Raw genomic sequence first — 17,555 nt, 5'->3', positions numbered from 1 at the left:
GTGTACTGCCCCGATGCCTTTCTCCAATGGTTTCCAATACGGCTGTCACGTTGCAAGTGCCTCTTACACGCTTTCATACGCGTCTTCACGGGTTGTAAGCGTGTCTGCGGAGGCTGCATGCATGTCTGCGGAGGTTGAAACGCCGCTTACACGCCTGTATGCGTTGCTTCAGAGGCTGCATGCATGTCTGCGGAGATTGAAACGCCGCTTACACGCCTGTATGCGTTGCTTACACGGCTGTATGCATTGCTTCAGGGGTTGCATTCGCCGCTTACACGCCTGTATGCGTTGCTTACACGGCTGTATGCGTTGCTTCAGGGGTTGCATTCGTCGCTTACACGGCTGCATTCGTCGCTTACACGGCTGTATGCGTCGCTTACATGGCTGTATGCGTTGCTTCAGCGGTTGCAAATAGTTCTTACAGTGCCTGATAGCGGTCTGCGCAAAGGCTGGCGGCATCCCGTTTTACGATCTGGTGGCAATTCATTTGTTGATGTGGACGACATTTACGAACTTGCGGTGGCCAATTGCAACTGTCGAACGCAAAACTAAGATTTTATGGAAGTTACAACACAAATCCGTGCGCACATTTCGCAACTGCCGGAACCGAAGCGCGGCGCCATGCAGGCGTTGCACGAATCCATGCTGCTGTGGCTGCCGGGTACCCGATTGTGGTTTGACGATGGAAAAAACGAGCACGGCAAGGTGGTCGCTAACCCGACGATTGGCTATGGCCTGCAGACGCTGACCTATGCCAATGGCAGCACTAAGCCGTTTTTTCAGGTGGGCATCAGCGGGAACACGACGGGCATCTCCGTGTATATCCTGGGCATTAAAGACAAGACGTACCTGCCGCAAACGTATGGCAAAACGATTGGCAAAGCGAGTGTGACGGGATACTGCATTAAGTTTAAAGCGTTGGCGGACATCCATCTGGACGTGCTGGGCGAAGCGGTGCTGGATGGGGTTAGGATGACGGCAGTTTTTTAAGGGTGCATTTCTGGCTTCCACGATTGGCGTTTGCCTAAATTATACTGACTGTTCTCAAATCGGCTTACTTCTCTATAAACCCATTTTGTTTTGCTTAATTCATTGATTATATAAAAAGACACTTATGCATTCCAGAAGAAAATTTATCAAACAGTCCGGTTTGGGATTGGGCTTCATGGCCCTTCCCTCGCCTTTTCAGCTTTTTGCCGCAAATGAATTCATTTCGCGCCGCCCCGACGTTTCGAAGCGGAATTTTGTTTCTGTCGCCGTCGAGAACAAGATCAGGAGGGTAAAGCAATCCATCGGTGATCAGGAGCTTGCATGGATGTTTGAAAATTGTTTCCCAAATACTTTAGACACGACAGTTCATTATTACCATAAAAGCAATAAGCCCTACACTTACATCATTACCGGCGACATTGACGCGATGTGGCTGCGCGATTCGGCGGCACAGGTATTTCCGTATCTCGCTTTGGCCAATGAGGATGACAAACTGAAAAATCTTTTGAAAGGCGTGATCAACAAGCAGGTCGAATTTGTGCTGTTGGACCCTTATGCCAATGCCTTTTATGACGACCCGGCAAAAGTCAGCGACTGGAAAGACGATGCAACGCTGATGAAGCCCGGCGTCCATGAGCGAAAATGGGAAGTCGATTCATTGTGTTATGTTGCCCGATTGTCCTACCATTATTGGAAAGCCACCGGCGATGCGAGCGTTTTCGACATCGATTGGAAGAGCGCCATGCAATTGATTGTACAAACATTTAAAGAACAGCAAAGGAAGGTGGACAAAGGCCCTTACCGATTCCAGCGCGGCAATGGGAATCCGCTGGACACGCAGTTTGGCGGCGGCTATGGCAATCCCACCCATAAAAACGGCCTGATCCATTCGATGTTTCGCCCGTCAGACGATGCCACATTTTATCCGTACCTGATCTCTTCGAATATGTTCGCTGTGGTGTCGCTGCGGCAAATGGCTGAAATCAGCGCTGCCGTCCATCATGATCCCGACTTTGAAAACCAATGTAAAACGCTGGCCGACGAAGTTGATGCCGCGATCGAGGCGCACGCTGTTTTTACGCGCGAGGGCTACGGCAAAATCTACGCGCTCGAAATTGACGGCTTCGGGAATGCGTTGTTTATGGATGATGCGAATGTCCCGAACCTGTTGTCGATTCCGTACCTGGGTTACCGGACACGAGAGGACGGCATTTATAAAAACACGCGGCGTTTTTCCCTGGGCCATGACAATCCATGGTTTAACGAGGGACGTTATGCTAAGGGAATTGGCGGGCCGCACGTAGGCGAAAATAAGATCTGGCCGCTTGGGTTGATTATGCAGGCTTTGACTACCGATGACGAGGCAGAAATCGTGTACTGCCTGAAAACGCTAAAAAGCACCCATGCCGGCACCGGCTTTATCCATGAGTCGTTTGATGTGAACAATCCAAAGGACTTTTCGAGGAGCTGGTTTGCGTGGGCCAATACGCTGTTCGGCGAATTAATCGTACATTTGTACGATACGAAGCCGGACATCTTAAAGCGGTTTTCGTGAATCCGTTTTGCCTCATTTGGCGGCTATTGGATTTTAATCACGAATACCCCGCAATGATTTTTCTTGTCCCAGTTCAATGTTTTTCATTTTCGATTGGCGGAACTTTGTCCTGTAATTAAATGCATATACTATGAACACAACAGCAAACATCATTTTACACAAAGCCAATACCCGCGGTTATGCAAACCACGGTTGGCTTGAATCATACCATACGTTTAGTTTTGCAGGATACCAGAATCCGGAGCGCACGCATTTTGGCGTACTGCGCGTACTCAACGATGACCGTGTGAGCGGCGGCATGGGTTTTGGCAACCATCCACACGACAATATGGAAATCATCTCGATTCCGCTTGAAGGCGATTTACAGCACCAGGACAGTATGGGCAACACGGCCGTGATCCGCAAAGGTGACATCCAGATTATGAGTGCCGGTACCGGAATCTCGCATTCGGAATACAACAAGAACAAGGACGAGCTCGCCAAATTCCTGCAAATCTGGATTTTCCCGAACAAAAGGAACGTTGACCCACGCTATGATCAGCTTACGCTGAACCTCGAAGACCGCCACAACAGGCTGCAACAGGTATTGTCTCCGAACGCTGATGATGAAGGCGTTTGGATCCACCAGGACGCGTGGTTTCACCTGGGAACGTTTGACCAGGATTTCGGTACTACTTACTCACTGAAAAAAGAAGGCAACGGCGTTTACGCTTTTGTGTTAAAAGGAAGCTTCCAAATCGGTGAAACGACACTCGATACCAGAGATGGCCTTGGTATTACGGGCGCTGACAGCATCTCTATCAAGGCATTGACAGAAGGCGCCGAAATCCTGCTGATGGAAGTACCGATGCAACTCCCCAGAATCTAATTAACTCGTAATTCATAATTCATAATTTTAATACCATGTCAACAACAAAATGGGTCCTCGACCCTACCCACTCAGAAATCGGCTTTAAAGTAAAACACATGATGTTTACCAATGTATCCGGAAAATTCGATACGTTCGAAGCCAATATTGAAACCGAAGGCGATCACTTCGAAAATGCCAAAGTACATTTCACCGGCCAAACCGCTTCCATCAACACCGGGAACGCTGACCGTGACACGCACCTCCGCAGCGCAGATTTCTTTGATGCAGAACAATACCCGGAACTGAAATTCGAGGCTACGGCTTTCACAAAAATCAACGAAGGTGACTACGAGCTGCACGGCGACCTGTCGCTGCACGGAGAAACCAAACCGGTGCGTCTTGCTGTTGAATTTGGCGGGTTGATGAAAGATCCATGGGGCAACACCAAGGCCGGCTTTTCAATAACGGGAAAACTCAACCGTAAGGATTTTGGGCTCACCTGGAATGCAGCATTGGAAACAGGCGGCGTTTTGGTTAGTGAAGAAGTTAAATTGGCTATCGAGTTGCAGTTTATCAAACAATAATTTTGGTTTTCAGGAGCTGATCCGGCTTTCGCTGTATTCCCGATTAACAAAAACCACGGCAGAAGCCTTGCTTTTTTAAATCGGGAGATGCCGCTTATCCCGAAATTTCGGGACCCGCCAGGGCCACATCATATCATGCCGTTTCGCTGTTCCGGGGAAGTTAACCCAAAGCAGCCGAACGGCATTTTTATTTTCCCGTTGGTGAGAACCCAGAAATGGATTTATATTTACACATGGAAAAAACCTACGGCCGCTCGAACTTTCACAAGCATACTTTCTGCGTATTCGACGAAAGGCCATTGCAGGATGTGGCTGGTACCGTACCCCAATACAAAAGCCAGTCCGGCAGCAGTTACTTCTTCAGGGACAATGGCGTATACCGGCTGTCAGACCATTGGGGACGCGCTGCAAACTGCAAGTGGCGTCTGCAATCTGACTCAGCCGACAAATCGCGGGGGATGCGTCTGGGTTTTGCGCTTTGGACTTCTTTTCATCCGGACAACGACACCGAAAAATTGTATTACATCGATGTGGATACGCAGGGCCAGGCGCATTACCAACACAAAGGCCATGCTGATTTCAGTGCGGCAAAAGCCCTTTTCACTGCCGCTGAGGTAACGAAAAGGATTCGGGAAATCCGCAGCATTCTTTATTCTGATGCCTGGTCAAGGCACTACGATGGCGATCCGGAAAGCCTCCGGACACAGCTGATCCACAGCATCACGGTAGTTGGCATGACGCTGCAGGAAGCCCGGATTCGGTTATTAAAATAATAACCCTATCTTTGCGCGCTGTTTTGCCACAATAAAGTGGCGGTACATGATTTTATGAAATTCGAAGACTTACATTTATCCAACAATATACAACACGCTGTCGCTGATCTCGGCTACACTGAACCTACCCCGATACAACAGCAGGCGATTCCGATCGTACTGGAAGGGCGCGACCTGATTGGCTGCGCACAGACCGGTACCGGAAAAACCGCCGCGTTTGCGATTCCTATTATCCACCACCTGCACCGCCTTGTCGGCTCAGGCGGCAAGTTAAAACACATCCGTACGCTCGTGGTCACGCCAACGCGTGAGCTCGCCGTGCAGATTGGACAGAACTTCGATGATTACGGAAAGTATACGAACCTGCGCCATCTGACGATTTTCGGTGGTGTTTCGCAGATCCCGCAGGTCGAAAGGCTGCGCAGCGGCATCGATATCCTCGTTGCTACGCCGGGTCGTTTGCTGGATTTGCACAAGCAGGGATTCATCAACCTCGATCATTTGCATACGCTCGTGCTTGATGAAGCCGACCAGATGCTGGACATGGGTTTCATCAATGACGTGAAAAAGATTGTAAAGCTGACACCGAACAACCGCCAGACGTTGTTGTTCTCTGCGACCATGCCGATTGCGATACGGGAATTGGCCGAAATGTTCCTGAGGGATCCGGCGACCGTTTCTGTAACGCCTGTTTCTTCTACAGCGGAAAAGGTAGACCAAAAAGTGTATTTTGTGGAGAAGGCTGAAAAGCGCAACCTGTTGTATCACCTGATCCGCAATGAAAACCTAAAGGATGTACTTGTTTTTTCGAGGACGAAGCACGGTGCAGATAATGTCGTGAAAGCACTGCGAAAAAAAGGGGTCGCTGCTGAAGCCATTCACGGTGACAAGTCACAAAACGCCCGTCAGCGCGTACTTGATGCGTTTAAAAACAAAGAAGTGGGTGTGCTTGTGGCCACCGATATTGCGGCGCGCGGTATTGATATCGACCACCTGCCTTATGTGATAAACTTTGACCTGCCGAATATCCCTGAAACCTACGTACACCGCATTGGGCGTACCGGAAGGGCCGGAAATGCCGGAGAGGCGATTTCGTTTTGCAGTAAAGATGAACACGGATACTGGAAAGACATTATAAAATTGATTAAGGTAGACGTAAAAACCATATCCGACCATCCTTATCCATGGCATGCCGGCGCTCCTGAAGAAATGGAGGCCAAACCGGCAGCCAATTCAAACCGCGGCGGGGAACGAAACAAGAACTCAAGAAAATCGGCGGGCTCCAAGCAGAATAAAAAACGCTGGTACTAAGCGCTAATATTTGAACCTGATGCGAATCAGTTTATCCTTTCCAGCAGCAAATGCTGTAGAATCGTTTTGAAACCGTATCGTAAACAGCCCTTTGTCTTTTAACAATTGGGTCCAGTGCACTCCCGAATCTGAGGAGTATAGCAGGCCTGAAGCACCCACACAGACCAGCTGTTTTGCCAAGCTGTTGGGGACATATTGCACACAGGACGCATAGCCGAAACCACTGTTTTCAGCGACCAGTTTCCAGGTGCGGCCGCCATCGGAAGTAATGGCCTTGTTACCCCTATTCAGTGAGGGTTTTTCGTAATCGCCGCCGGCAATGAAACCATTTTTGCTATCATAAAAATCTGCGGTGAAAATTCCGGTCATCGCACTTCCCTGAACGATCGGGGTATCGAATGCGGACCATTTCTTTCCGTGGTCTGCAGAATAGAATACCCTCGCTTTTTTTCCACCGGACACCATCCAAACCCCGTTGCCGTGAACGATGAGGTTGCTGTTGCTTGCGGCGAACGCAGCTTCTCCGATAGCCACTTTTGGCAGGCCGTCACAGGAATGTTTTTGCCAGGTTTCGCCGCCATCGACTGTGGTGATGACGGAAAGGCATGTGCTGGTCGGATCGCCCATGGCAATCCCTTCGTTATCATTAAGGAACTGCATGCTGTCGTAAAATGCTCTGGCACCTGTTTCCTTGTACACGAGCCGGACCTGCTTTCCGTCTTTCGATATTTTGTAAAGCAGTGCCGGACTTCCCGCGTTCAGGATAAAAACATGATCCTTTGTTTTGGCAATGCTTCGGAATTCCGGCTGCAGCGTGTCAAACGCGACGTGGCCGCTGAATATTTTCTCGTTTTCGAGATCGTAAAAGCCGTATTTTCCATTGTTTGCTGCATACCATACCTTTCTGGCATCAATTACTATTCCGCGGATTGAGATGCTGTCGGTCAGTATGGAATCTACCACGGCGTTTTTAAAAGTCTTTGGTTGTATTGCCGATTCCGTGCTAACGCCTATTGGATCATTTTTGCAGGAAATTAAAAATGAGATACTTACGACTGCAATTAAATATTTTTTCATAGCATTAAAAATAACGAGCTCTAAATTTACGGCATTTAGCTTTGTGATGGTGTAGAAACAACCCCGTAAAATGTTGGGATACATAAAAAATAGTTAATTTTGTACCTTTAAATTCTATTTATGAGCTCACATAAAAGCCACCTCAATAAACTAACGTTGGGTGGATTATTGATCACTTTAGGTATCATTTACGGTGATATCGGAACCTCTCCCCTTTATGTAATGAAAGCGATTGTCGGTGATGACCCCATTGCTGCCGATGTCGTACTGGGAGGTATTTCGTGTATTTTCTGGACATTGACGCTGCAGACGACGATAAAATATGTTATCATCACACTGAACGCGGATAATAACGGTGAAGGAGGAATCTTTGCATTGTATGCGCTTGTAAAACGAACGAAAGTCAAGTGGCTGATTGTGCCCGCGGTGATTGGGGGAAGTGCATTGCTCGCGGATGGAATCATTACCCCGCCAATCTCGGTTTCTTCCGCGGTGGAAGGTTTGCGGACGTTTTACCCCGGGCTGGATACCGTTCCATACGTTATTGCCATATTAATCGTGTTGTTTTCCATTCAACAGTTTGGAACCAATCTCGTGGGTAAGTTTTTTGCTCCATTGATGTTGGTTTGGTTTTCAATGCTTGCAGTTTTGGGTATTTCCCAGATTTATGGCCATATTGAGATCTTTCGCGCGCTGAATCCTTATTATGCTTATGAGCTGCTGGTAGAACATCCGAGCGGAATCTTTCTGCTTGGCGCGGTTTTCCTTTGTACCACGGGAGCCGAAGCACTGTATTCGGATATGGGGCATTGTGGACGAAAAAACATACGTGTCAGCTGGATTTTTGTAAAAACGACATTGGTATTAAACTATTTCGGGCAGGCCGCTTACCTGATGGGACATCAGGGTGAGAAACTGGAAAATCTGGGCCGTGGAAACAACGGTAATCCATTTTATCTTGTGATGCCGGATTGGTTCCAGCCGTTTGGGATCACCATTGCTACACTCGCTGCGGTTATTGCCTCGCAGGCCTTGATCAGTGGATCGTTTACTTTGATTAATGAAGCGATGCGATTGAGCTTCTGGCCTAAAGTACGTATCAAGTACCCGAGTGAGCACAAAGGTCAAATTTATATTCCTTCGATAAACTGGTTGTTGCTTGGCGGATGTATTATGGTGGTTTGGCATTTCCAGGAATCCAGTCGTATGGAGGCTGCTTATGGGCTTTCTATTGTGCTTTGTATGATCATGACCACGGTGCTACTTAATTATTTCATGATCATGAAGCGGATCAAATGGTATTTCATTGGCGCAATTGTAACGCTTTACCTCGCTATAGAGTTTGCCTTTCTTTTCGCTAACATCCAAAAATTCCGCGAAGGCGGTTACGTCACGGTTTTCATTGCTTTGGCGCTTATCGGTGTTATGGCTACATGGTATCGTGCTAAGAAGATTAGTAAGAATTACACCAAGATGGTCAAAATTGACAATTATAAGAAGGTTCTCAATGAATTGAGTTCCGATTTGACCATACCAAAATACGCAACGCATCTTGTTTATATGACGAACTCGGCCCGAACAGATGAAATCGAAGAAAAAGTACTTTATTCAATTTTGCAGAAGCGTCCAAAACGCGCCGACCTGTATTGGTTTATCCATGTGAATATTCTGAATGAACCGTATAAAACAGAATATAAGGTTACTGAGATTATCAAAGACGACCTTATCCGTATTGATTTTAACCTCGGTTTCAGGGAACCTACCAAAATCAATATCATGTTTAAAGAAGTTGTTAAAGACCTCGTTAAAAATGGCGAAGTGGATATCACCAGCCGTTACGAATCATTAAACAGAAATAACATTATCGGTGACTTCAAATTTGTATTGTCTGAAAAGTTCCTTTCAAACGATAGTGAAATGCGCTGGGATGAAAAGATTATCATGAATACTTACTTCTTCTTCAAAAAGCTCAGTTTGTCGGAAGAGAAGGCATTTGGTCTTGACAGCAGTTCCGTGAAGATTGAAAAATTCCCGATGGTACTGCATCCACCAGAACGTATTTGCATGAAACGTATTGATAATCAATAGTTTGTTTAGGTTTTAAAAGTTTGGTATAGTTAAATATATATTAAATGTACTATTTTCAATAAACATTTATGGAGATTTATCGTCTTAGTGTTAAAGAACACTTTTATTAAAACAAAATTTCCAAATTATGAAAACAAAAACATTATTACTAATGATTGTCGCCCTCATGGTCAACCTGAGCAGGGCGCAGGATGTGACCACGGTCAACGCGAAAAACAGTGACATCAGTGATAACCTTGACCTTCGTGCAGTAGCGTCTCTTTTTGGAGAGTCTGCTAATCTGGAAGAATTTGAGCAAAAGCTGAACGATCCTAAAGAACAAATTTCGAATCTTGACTTAAACAACGATGGCAAGGTGGATTACCTCCGGGTCGTAGAATCTACAGAATCAAATACGCATGTCATCATCATCCAGTCGGTATTGGCCAAAGACGTTTTCCAGGACATTGCGACTGTGGAAGTTGAAAAAGATGCAAACAACAATGTTCAGGTTCAGGTTGTTGGCGATGTATATATGTATGGCTCCAACTATATTTATGAACCCGTCTATGTGACCCGTCCTGTAATTTACAGCGTGTTCTGGACAGATTACTACAGGCCATATTATTCACCTTGGTATTGGAACTACTACCCTACTTACTATTACACATGGGAACCATATCCTGTATTTCGTTACAGAAGAGACATTGACCGTCACATTAACGTGCACAACCATTATAATTACGTGAATGTGAGGAGAAGCGATCGCGCTGTTGCGATACACAACAACAGAAGGGCAAATGGTTATGAAACCATACAACCCAACCGTTCATTTTCTCAAAGAAACAACAATGTCTCTAACCGTTACGAGCTTGATAAGACAAGAGAAAAAGCGGTTTCGGGCAGGTTAAACGGCGCTGATTCAAGAGGTAATAGTACTTCCACACGTGGAAACGAGTCGGTAAGAAACAGTTCAACTTCGGTAAAAACTGCTGCACCGGTAAGAAGCAATACCTCAGTAAGGACGAGTGCTCCGGTGAGAAGCAATTCAGAAACCGCTGTGCGTTCAAATTCATCTACGAGAGCCGTTGCCCCCGTGAAAAGCGAGAATACTGTCAGGACAAACACTCCTCAAAGATCGGTAAGCACTCGCTCTAACGATAACGTCGTCCGAACAAAGTCCCAGACTGCAACCCCAGCGCAAACGACTCCAGTTCGCATTGAGACCAGGCAGAACACTCCGACCAGGACTGAGACGCAGACAAGGACCGTACAACCTGCGAGATCAAGCAATCCCCCTGCAAGAACGCAAAATTCTGAAAGTGGTGCTAAAAGAACAAACGGAAGAGGATAATTTCCTGATAAAAAAAACCAAGCCTGAATGTGAATTCAGGCTTTTTTTATGGAAATTTGCAGCCTAATTTATTTGACCGAAAAATAAAAACACGTGAACGCATTTCTAAAACTAATCCGATTCAAGAATCTTTTGATGATTGTCGCGCTGCAATTGATCATTAAATACTGTTCTCTCGATATGCAGCATATCCCTACTGCATTGAATGACATTCAATACCTTTTGCTAGTGTTGTCCACGGTCTGTATCGCTGCCGGAGGTTATATCATTAACAATATCATCGACCAGGGTACGGACTTCTTAAATAAGCCCGCTGATGTAATAGCAGGTAAGGCCATTTCGGAAAGTATGGCTTATAATTTTTATGCAGGATTCAATATACTCGGCGTAGGAATTGGTTTTTACCTGTCCAACATTATAGGTAAGCCTGGCTTCGCAATGATTTTTATCGCAATTTCGGCCACGTTATATTTGTATGCGACCAGTTACAAGAAGACGTTTCTCATTGGAAACATTCTGGTTGCTGCGATTACATCGATGTGTATCATCATTGTCGGGATTTACGAGTTGTATCCAATTCTGACCGAAGAAAATCATATCCAACTTGGCGGCGTTTTTGAGATTTTCCTTGACTACGCGTTGTTTAGTTTTATATTAAATTTAATTCGGGAAATCACAAAAGACGCTGAAGATATTAAGGGTGACACTGCCTACGGTATGAATACGCTGCCTATCGTACTGGGCATTGGAAAAACAAAAAAGATCCTGCTTGGATTGGGGATTTTAACCATCCTTGGACTGTTATACTATATCAATACGTATTATATCAACAACGAACTTTATTATGTGGCTGGATTCATGCTATTATTCGTTGTAGGCCCATTGCTGTATTTTGTTATAAATATCCTTTCAGTTGCTGATAAAACAGCATTTAAAAAACTGAGTACCGTATTAAAATTGGTGATTTTATCCGGAATTATTTCGATTTTGGTTCTCGCACTTAACATCCAGGCTAATGCTTAAAGAAAAACTCAAAGACTTCAATATTATCCTGGCCTCCGGCTCGCCCCGCAGGCAGCAGTTCCTCCGAGATTTAGATATTGATTTCGAAATACGGCTTAACGAAGTGGATGAAATTTATCCCGATCATCTTCGGGAAAACGAAATCACCGAACACCTTTCAGTATTAAAAAGCGATGCTTTCGAAGGTACTTTAGAGCCTAATGACATCCTGATCACCAGCGATACCATCGTTTGGTTTGAGGGTAAGGCGTTAGGAAAACCGAAGCATTTCGACGATGCGTTCCAGATGCTTACCTCACTATCCGGCGAAACGCATACCGTAATTACCTCCGTTACCTTTCGTACCCATAACACTACTCACACACTATCAGAAGTTACCCATGTGACTTTCAATACGCTTACGGAAGAAGCCATTCAATATTACCTGGACGTCTATAGACCGTTTGACAAAGCCGGATCGTATGGGATACAGGAATGGATCGGGTTCGTCGGCGTGTCGAAAATTGAAGGATCTTATGCAAATGTAATGGGGCTTCCTGTAGACAAAGTGTACCAATATTTGCTAAATCTTGTATCATAGCTGTAGCTTTAAATTATATAACTTATAAAGTATTTTCTGTAATCGATATTTACTGAATTAGGTCCAATTTTGTTTCTCTATTATTAAGAAAAGTTGTGCAAGCCAACTGCCTTAACATTATTGATGACAAACATGGGCGAAACATTAAAATTTCCTTTTTACGCTAGAATCACACTGATCTTATTGGGCTTAATTTCAGTGTTTTATATCTTTTATATCAGCCAGGACATTCTTGTTCCGGTGGTTTTCGCATTTCTATTTGCTATCCTGCTTCGTCCAGTGATGCTTTTTTTCAAGCGCACGCTCCATTTTCCTCATGTATTGGCAGTTATCTTCACCGTACTGAGTTTTGTTATCGTAGTGGTCGGAATTGTTATTTTCCTATCTGTACAGATTAGTGATTTTACGGAGGACTGGGGAATGATACAGAAGAATTTTGCGATACATGTCTCCCATTTGCAGGACTACGTCCGGCAGCATTTTGACATCAGCAAAAGGGAACAACAGCAATATATTAATGATGCTACCAAAGACACAATGAAAACCGGCAAACAAATCCTCGGAAGCACGTTGCTTAGTTTTACAGATACGCTGGTCAACCTGATTCTTGTCCCCATTTATTTGTTCCTGATGCTTTTGTACCGTACACACTTCATGAAATTTTTGTGCAAGCTGATTAAGCCTGAACATCACGGCAAACTTGAGGAAATAATTTTTGAAGTGAAGAATGCGGTTAAAGGTTATATCAACGGGCTGATCATTGAAATGATCATCGTATCTGTGCTGACGACGGTTGGTTTTATGATTATCGGCGTAAAGTATGCTGTACTCCTGGGCTTATTGACCGGACTGTTGAACCTTATTCCGTATATAGGAATTCTTGTGGCGGGATTACTCAGTATTGTCGCGTCGCTTTCAGGCTCTCCGGAACTTTCTATCATTATCGGTGTGGTTGTCGTGAACCTTGTTGTACAATTCATCGACAACAATATTCTCGTCCCAATGATTGTGAGCTCGAAAGTGCAAATTAATGCATTTATCTCAATACTCGGGATCATTATAGGTGGCGCCATCGCGGGTATTCCAGGCATGTTTCTGGCTATTCCACTCATTGCTATCATGAAAGTAATCTGTGACCGCATCGATTTTCTGGAGCCGTGGGGATACCTTGTTGGTGATGACCTGCCCAAAACCTATCAATGGAAAAAAATGAAGTTTCCTTTATACAACTACGAGAACAATGCTACCGGACACGTGGATGCAGAAATCAAAAAACCGTTATTTACAGGGACAACAACTGCTGTAGCTCCTACTCTACCCTCCGACGATAATAACAAAACTAACCCTGGAACTGAAATATCATGAGCAAAATCATCCCCATAAAAAGGATTAGTAGTTACGCGCGAAAAAAAACAGTGGATGTTACTGAGGAAACCATCAACCGCAAAAACAAACTGCGCGAATTTGCATTGAATACCACTGATGCTGTATTGTTTATTATCAACGTCGTTAAAAATACATTCTCCAGAAACTTTGAATTCCGTGAATTCACCAAACAATGTTTCGAGATCGGTAATAAGTCCCTGCCCCTGATTTCAATCACAGGTGTGATTATCGGATTGGTCCTTACGATACAGTCGAGGCCGGTTTTAGTTGATTTTGGTGCTGAAACCATGCTGCCCGGAATGGTAGCGATTTCCATCATCAGGGAAATGGGACCGGTTATTACCGCGTTGATATGTGCCGGAAAAATTGGGTCCGGGATGGGCGCTGAAATTGGATCGATGCGCGTTACTGAACAGATTGACGCCATGGAAGTATCGTCAACAAATCCCGTGCGGTTTCTTGTCGTTCCACGTGTGCTGGCCGCTACGCTGATGTTGCCGTTGTTGGTACTCTATGCTGATGCGCTGGGAATTGTCGGAAGCTGGGCCGGAGCCAATATAAAGGGAGATGTCAGTTTCGTACTTTTTATCACGCAGGCGTTTGGTGATGTCGAGTTTGTGGATCTCATTCCCGCATTTATGAAAACATTTTTCTTCGGTGCCGTGATCGGCCTGACCGGTTGTTACAAGGGCTATAACGCGGGACGCGGAACGGAAAGCGTCGGAATTGCCGCAAATTCTGCCGTCGTGATGTCGTCACTGCTGGTGATTGTGGTTGACTTAATTGCGGTACAAATAACTGATATGCTATGAAAGAAAGCACTACCACCGAAAATATTATCGAAGTCAGGAACCTTTCGAAAGGCTTTGGAGACATGAAAGTCCTTGACGATTTATCTTTTGAATTGCGGAAAGGCGAAAACCTTGTAATACTCGGAAAATCCGGAACGGGAAAATCCGTTACGATTAAATGCATCGTGAGACTTCTCGACGCTGATTCCGGCGTTATTGATGTGTTGGGTAACGATGTGAACCAGATGAATACCAAAGCACTTAACGAAATACGCCAGAAGATCGGCTTCTTGTTTCAGAGTGGCGCGTTGTATGATTCTATGACGGTTCGCCAAAATCTTGAGTTTCCGCTGCGCAGGATAAAGAAGGAGCTGTCTGATGCTGAGATCGATGCGAAGGTCAAAGAAGCGTTGGAAAATGTTGGCCTTCCGGATGCGATTGATAAAATGCCCTCGGAGCTTTCAGGCGGAATGCGCAAGCGGATCAGCCTCGCAAGAACCATTATCGTCGATCCTGAGATCATGTTGTATGATGAGCCTACGACAGGCCTAGACCCGGTCACCTCTCACGAAATCAGTATATTAATCAACGATATCCAGAAAAAATATAAAACGTCGTCCATCATTATTACCCATGATATCGAATGTGCCAAAATGGTCGCAAACAGGGTCATCATGCTCAAAGAGGGGAAAGTATATAAAGAAGGTAAAATCAGTGAATTTGAAACCACCGATGACGAGTTAATCAGCGCCTATTTCCAAAGTCAAAATATCAGAAATCTAACAACAAATTAAAAATGGAAGCAACGAACAATACATACAAAGTACGTCTCGGAATATTTATCATCGTGGGAATCATTCTTTTTTTCCTGGCCATATTCATTATCGGCAAACAGAAAAACCTGTTTGATCCGGTTTTTACGCTGAAATCCAATTTCAGGAATGTCAGCGGCCTTCAGGTGGGTAACACCGTGCGGTTTTCCGGAATTAATGTAGGTACCGTGGATAACATCAGTATTATCAACGATTCTACGGTGCGGGTGAGCATGCTGATAAAAAAGGATGTCCAGAAATTCATCAAAGCCGACAGTGAAGCGGGAATCGGTTCCGAAGGTATTATCGGGGATAAAGTCATGGTGCTTTCCCAAGGCAGTTACAACTCGCCTATGGTGAAGGAAAACCAAATGATTGCGTCGTCCGAGCCTGTTGAGACAGACGCAATTATGCAAAGTCTTGCGGTCACTGCGGACAATGCCGCGATCGCTACTGAGGAAATATCGGATATCTTAATTAAAATAAACAAAGGCGAAGGTACACTCGGCCGATTGATACAAGACAAACAAATGGCGGAAAACATCGACGCCACGCTTAGCAACCTCAAACGAAGCAGTAAAGGTCTTGAAGAAAATATGGAAGCCGCCAAACACAATTTCCTGCTGAGGGGCTATTTCCGTAAAAAGGAAAAAGCCAAAAAAGAAGCTGAAGAAAAGCAAAAAGAAGCGGTTGAAAAAGCCAATAAGAAAGCGAAAGCATCTGCGGAGAAATCTAAAACGAAATCTTCCAAATGATTACAAAACTGCATCCCAACCCGATGCAGTTTTTTTTTGTTATCCCCGCTAAAGCATTACCAATACTGACAATTCACGTGACTATGCAAATATTGTAAACTATAAAAAAAGTTGTATAACACATTATTATTCTTACAGAACCATCTTTGTAATGTTAATTAAAACCAATAACCTAATGAAAAACTCCATCATGTTCCCCGCGGTTATAGCCTTAGCATTTACCGTTTCCATTTTTTCCTGCAAGAACAATGAAGAGAAGTTGAAAGACGCCCAAAAAGACGTTCTTCAGGCACAGAAAAAATTAATCAAAGCAGAGAGCGAATCTGTCCGCGATTATGAAACGTTCCGGATGAAGGTCAGTAAAAAAGTAACGGATAACGAACTTGCCATCGCCGACCTTAAAATCAAGGCTATTGATGGCACAATAAGGCAGAAGGAACAATATAACAAACAAGTTGCTGCATTAGAAGCCAAAAATACCGAACTTAAAAAGACCTTAGATGCCTACGGAACTTACAACGCCGAAACCTGGGAAGCCTTCAAGCAGGATATTAATCTGCGAACCGCAGCACTCGAACAGGATTTTAAAGTCATCAATGCCCGAAAAAATTAAATCCATAATAAACCATAAAAAAAGTAACCATGAAAAAGAACGCATTTATTTTATTCGCCCTTACCAATTTTGCAATGATTACAGGGATGTCAGCGCAGGACGCCACAACAACTGTAATTGATGACAACCGTGAAACGCTTCGCTTTGGGGTGAAAGCAGGTATCAACCTGTCCAATGTTTATAACGAAGAAAACAATGATTATGTAGCCGATAATAAAGTCGGATTCGCTGCCGGAGCCTTTGTTGCAATTCCATTCGGAAAACTACTTGGATTTCAGCCGGAAGTGATGTATTCAGAGAAAGGTTTTAAAGTAAGCGGATCCATTCTCGGAAATGACTATGAGTACAAAAGGACCAACACCTATATTGATATTCCATTACAGTTGCAGATTAAAGCTAGCCCTGTGTTCACGATTTTGGCTGGACCTCAGTTTTCTTATCTTATCCAGACGAAGAATAACTTCAACAATGGAGATTTCACAAATGAGCAGGAACAAGATATCAACGGGGAAAATTACAAGAAAAATATATTCGGATTTGTAGTGGGCGCTGATTTGAACTTTTCCAGTCTGGTGATTTCAGGCCGTGCAGGCTGGGACATCAGTAAAACAGATACGGAAGGCAACTCTTCAGATGTGAATTATAAGAACCAGAATTTACAGCTGACCGTCGGATACGTATTCTAGATGGGAAATATTGCTAAAGAAAAAATAATCGATACATTAATTTAATAACAACTAAGATGAGTACAGGTAAAGTAGTTTTAGGCGCGCTGGCAGGATTAGCTGCCGGAGCAGTTTTGGGAATCTTATTCGCACCGGATAAAGGTTCAGACACACGTAAAAAAATAGCCAACAAAGGAAAAGATTCTATTGACGGGCTGAAACAGAAATATCAGGATGCTATCGATCAGATTTCATCAAGATTTGAGTCGGTAAAGGAAAAAGCATCCGATTTTTACGATGACGGAAAAGACCTTGCCGCAGAAGCTAAAAGAACTGCTTCAGATGCAGCCAGTGCTGTAAAATAACTAT

The 17,555-nt window shown here is 44.5% G+C and carries 19 protein-coding genes; 18 read left to right on the top strand and 1 reads right to left on the bottom strand.

The genetic code is table 11. The annotated features are described in order from the left end of the window. Positions 1–183: 183 nt before the first annotated feature. From CFE23_RS05435 to CFE23_RS05405, 7 genes are all read left to right on the top strand, one after another. Positions 184–552: a hypothetical protein gene (locus CFE23_RS05435; protein ID WP_291085206.1), complete on the top strand. Its 369-nt coding sequence runs from the start codon at positions 184–186 to the stop codon at positions 550–552. Positions 553–558: 6 nt separating this feature from the next. After that, positions 559–990 carry a DUF1801 domain-containing protein gene (locus tag CFE23_RS05430; protein WP_291085203.1) on the top strand — a complete coding sequence of 144 codons (432 nt, stop codon included), beginning with the start codon at positions 559–561 and terminating at the stop codon, positions 988–990. Between the two features lie 124 nt (positions 991–1,114). Beyond that, positions 1,115–2,545, top strand: a complete 1,431-nt coding sequence (locus tag CFE23_RS05425) for a glycoside hydrolase family 125 protein (protein ID WP_291085200.1) — start codon at positions 1,115–1,117, stop codon at positions 2,543–2,545. Between the two features lie 130 nt (positions 2,546–2,675). Continuing rightward, positions 2,676–3,413, top strand: a complete 738-nt coding sequence (locus tag CFE23_RS05420) for a pirin family protein (protein WP_291085198.1) — start codon at positions 2,676–2,678, stop codon at positions 3,411–3,413. Positions 3,414–3,448: 35 nt separating this feature from the next. Then, entirely contained in the window at positions 3,449–3,979 is a 531-nt protein-coding gene (locus CFE23_RS05415) for a YceI family protein (RefSeq protein WP_291085195.1), read from the top strand. A 233-nt stretch (positions 3,980–4,212) separates the two neighbouring features. Further along, entirely contained in the window at positions 4,213–4,752 is a 540-nt protein-coding gene (locus CFE23_RS05410) for a hypothetical protein (RefSeq protein WP_291085192.1), read from the top strand. 54 nt (positions 4,753–4,806) lie between these two features. Beyond that, entirely contained in the window at positions 4,807–6,063 is a 1,257-nt protein-coding gene (locus CFE23_RS05405) for a DEAD/DEAH box helicase (RefSeq protein ID WP_291085189.1), read from the top strand. A 3-nt stretch (positions 6,064–6,066) separates the two neighbouring features. Here the strand turns inward: CFE23_RS05405 and CFE23_RS05400 are convergent, their stop codons facing one another. Next, entirely contained in the window at positions 6,067–7,140 is a 1,074-nt protein-coding gene (locus CFE23_RS05400) for an oxidoreductase (protein WP_291085187.1), read from the bottom strand. A gap of 120 nt (positions 7,141–7,260) precedes the next feature. Here CFE23_RS05400 and CFE23_RS05395 point away from each other — a divergent pair, with 120 nt between their 5' ends. The 11 genes from CFE23_RS05395 to CFE23_RS05345 all read left to right on the top strand — a co-directional run bounded on the left by CFE23_RS05395 (position 7,261) and on the right by CFE23_RS05345 (position 17,551). Further along, positions 7,261–9,228, top strand: a complete 1,968-nt coding sequence (locus CFE23_RS05395; protein ID WP_291085184.1) for a KUP/HAK/KT family potassium transporter — start codon at positions 7,261–7,263, stop codon at positions 9,226–9,228. A 127-nt stretch (positions 9,229–9,355) separates the two neighbouring features. Continuing rightward, entirely contained in the window at positions 9,356–10,561 is a 1,206-nt protein-coding gene (locus CFE23_RS05390) for a hypothetical protein (protein WP_291085181.1), read from the top strand. 93 nt (positions 10,562–10,654) lie between these two features. Then, entirely contained in the window at positions 10,655–11,584 is a 930-nt protein-coding gene (locus tag CFE23_RS05385) for a geranylgeranylglycerol-phosphate geranylgeranyltransferase (protein ID WP_291085178.1), read from the top strand. Further along, on the top strand, positions 11,577–12,164 hold the full coding sequence (locus tag CFE23_RS05380; RefSeq protein ID WP_291085176.1) for a Maf family nucleotide pyrophosphatase: 588 nt from the start codon (positions 11,577–11,579) through the stop codon (positions 12,162–12,164). Before CFE23_RS05385 ends, CFE23_RS05380 begins: the two co-directional genes overlap by 8 nt. 132 nt (positions 12,165–12,296) lie before the next feature. Then, positions 12,297–13,529, top strand: a complete 1,233-nt coding sequence (locus CFE23_RS05375) for an AI-2E family transporter (RefSeq protein WP_291085174.1) — start codon at positions 12,297–12,299, stop codon at positions 13,527–13,529. Continuing rightward, a complete protein-coding gene (locus CFE23_RS05370) occupies positions 13,526–14,362 on the top strand; it encodes an ABC transporter permease (RefSeq protein WP_291085172.1) in 837 nt (278 codons plus the stop codon). Before CFE23_RS05375 ends, CFE23_RS05370 begins: the two co-directional genes overlap by 4 nt. Next, positions 14,359–15,135 carry an ATP-binding cassette domain-containing protein gene (locus CFE23_RS05365; protein WP_291085170.1) on the top strand — a complete coding sequence of 259 codons (777 nt, stop codon included), beginning with the start codon at positions 14,359–14,361 and terminating at the stop codon, positions 15,133–15,135. Before CFE23_RS05370 ends, CFE23_RS05365 begins: the two co-directional genes overlap by 4 nt. Positions 15,136–15,137: 2 nt before the next feature. Beyond that, a complete protein-coding gene (locus CFE23_RS05360) occupies positions 15,138–15,908 on the top strand; it encodes an MlaD family protein (RefSeq protein ID WP_291085168.1) in 771 nt (256 codons plus the stop codon). A gap of 175 nt (positions 15,909–16,083) precedes the next feature. Further along, complete coding sequence (locus tag CFE23_RS05355) at positions 16,084–16,521, top strand: hypothetical protein (protein ID WP_291085166.1); 438 nt, start codon at positions 16,084–16,086, stop codon at positions 16,519–16,521. A gap of 29 nt (positions 16,522–16,550) precedes the next feature. Further along, a complete protein-coding gene (locus CFE23_RS05350; protein ID WP_291085164.1) occupies positions 16,551–17,207 on the top strand; it encodes a porin family protein in 657 nt (218 codons plus the stop codon). A gap of 56 nt (positions 17,208–17,263) precedes the next feature. Next, positions 17,264–17,551, top strand: coding sequence for a YtxH domain-containing protein (locus CFE23_RS05345; RefSeq protein ID WP_291085162.1), 288 nt, complete (start codon positions 17,264–17,266; stop codon positions 17,549–17,551). Positions 17,552–17,555 lie beyond the last annotated feature (4 nt).

The sequence above is a fragment of the Flavobacterium sp. BFFFF1 genome (genome assembly GCF_002256285.1).
Taxonomy (GTDB): domain Bacteria; phylum Bacteroidota; class Bacteroidia; order Flavobacteriales; family Flavobacteriaceae; genus Flavobacterium.
Note: the sequence above shows the minus strand (reverse complement) of the source record. Positions and strands in the feature narration are given on the sequence as shown.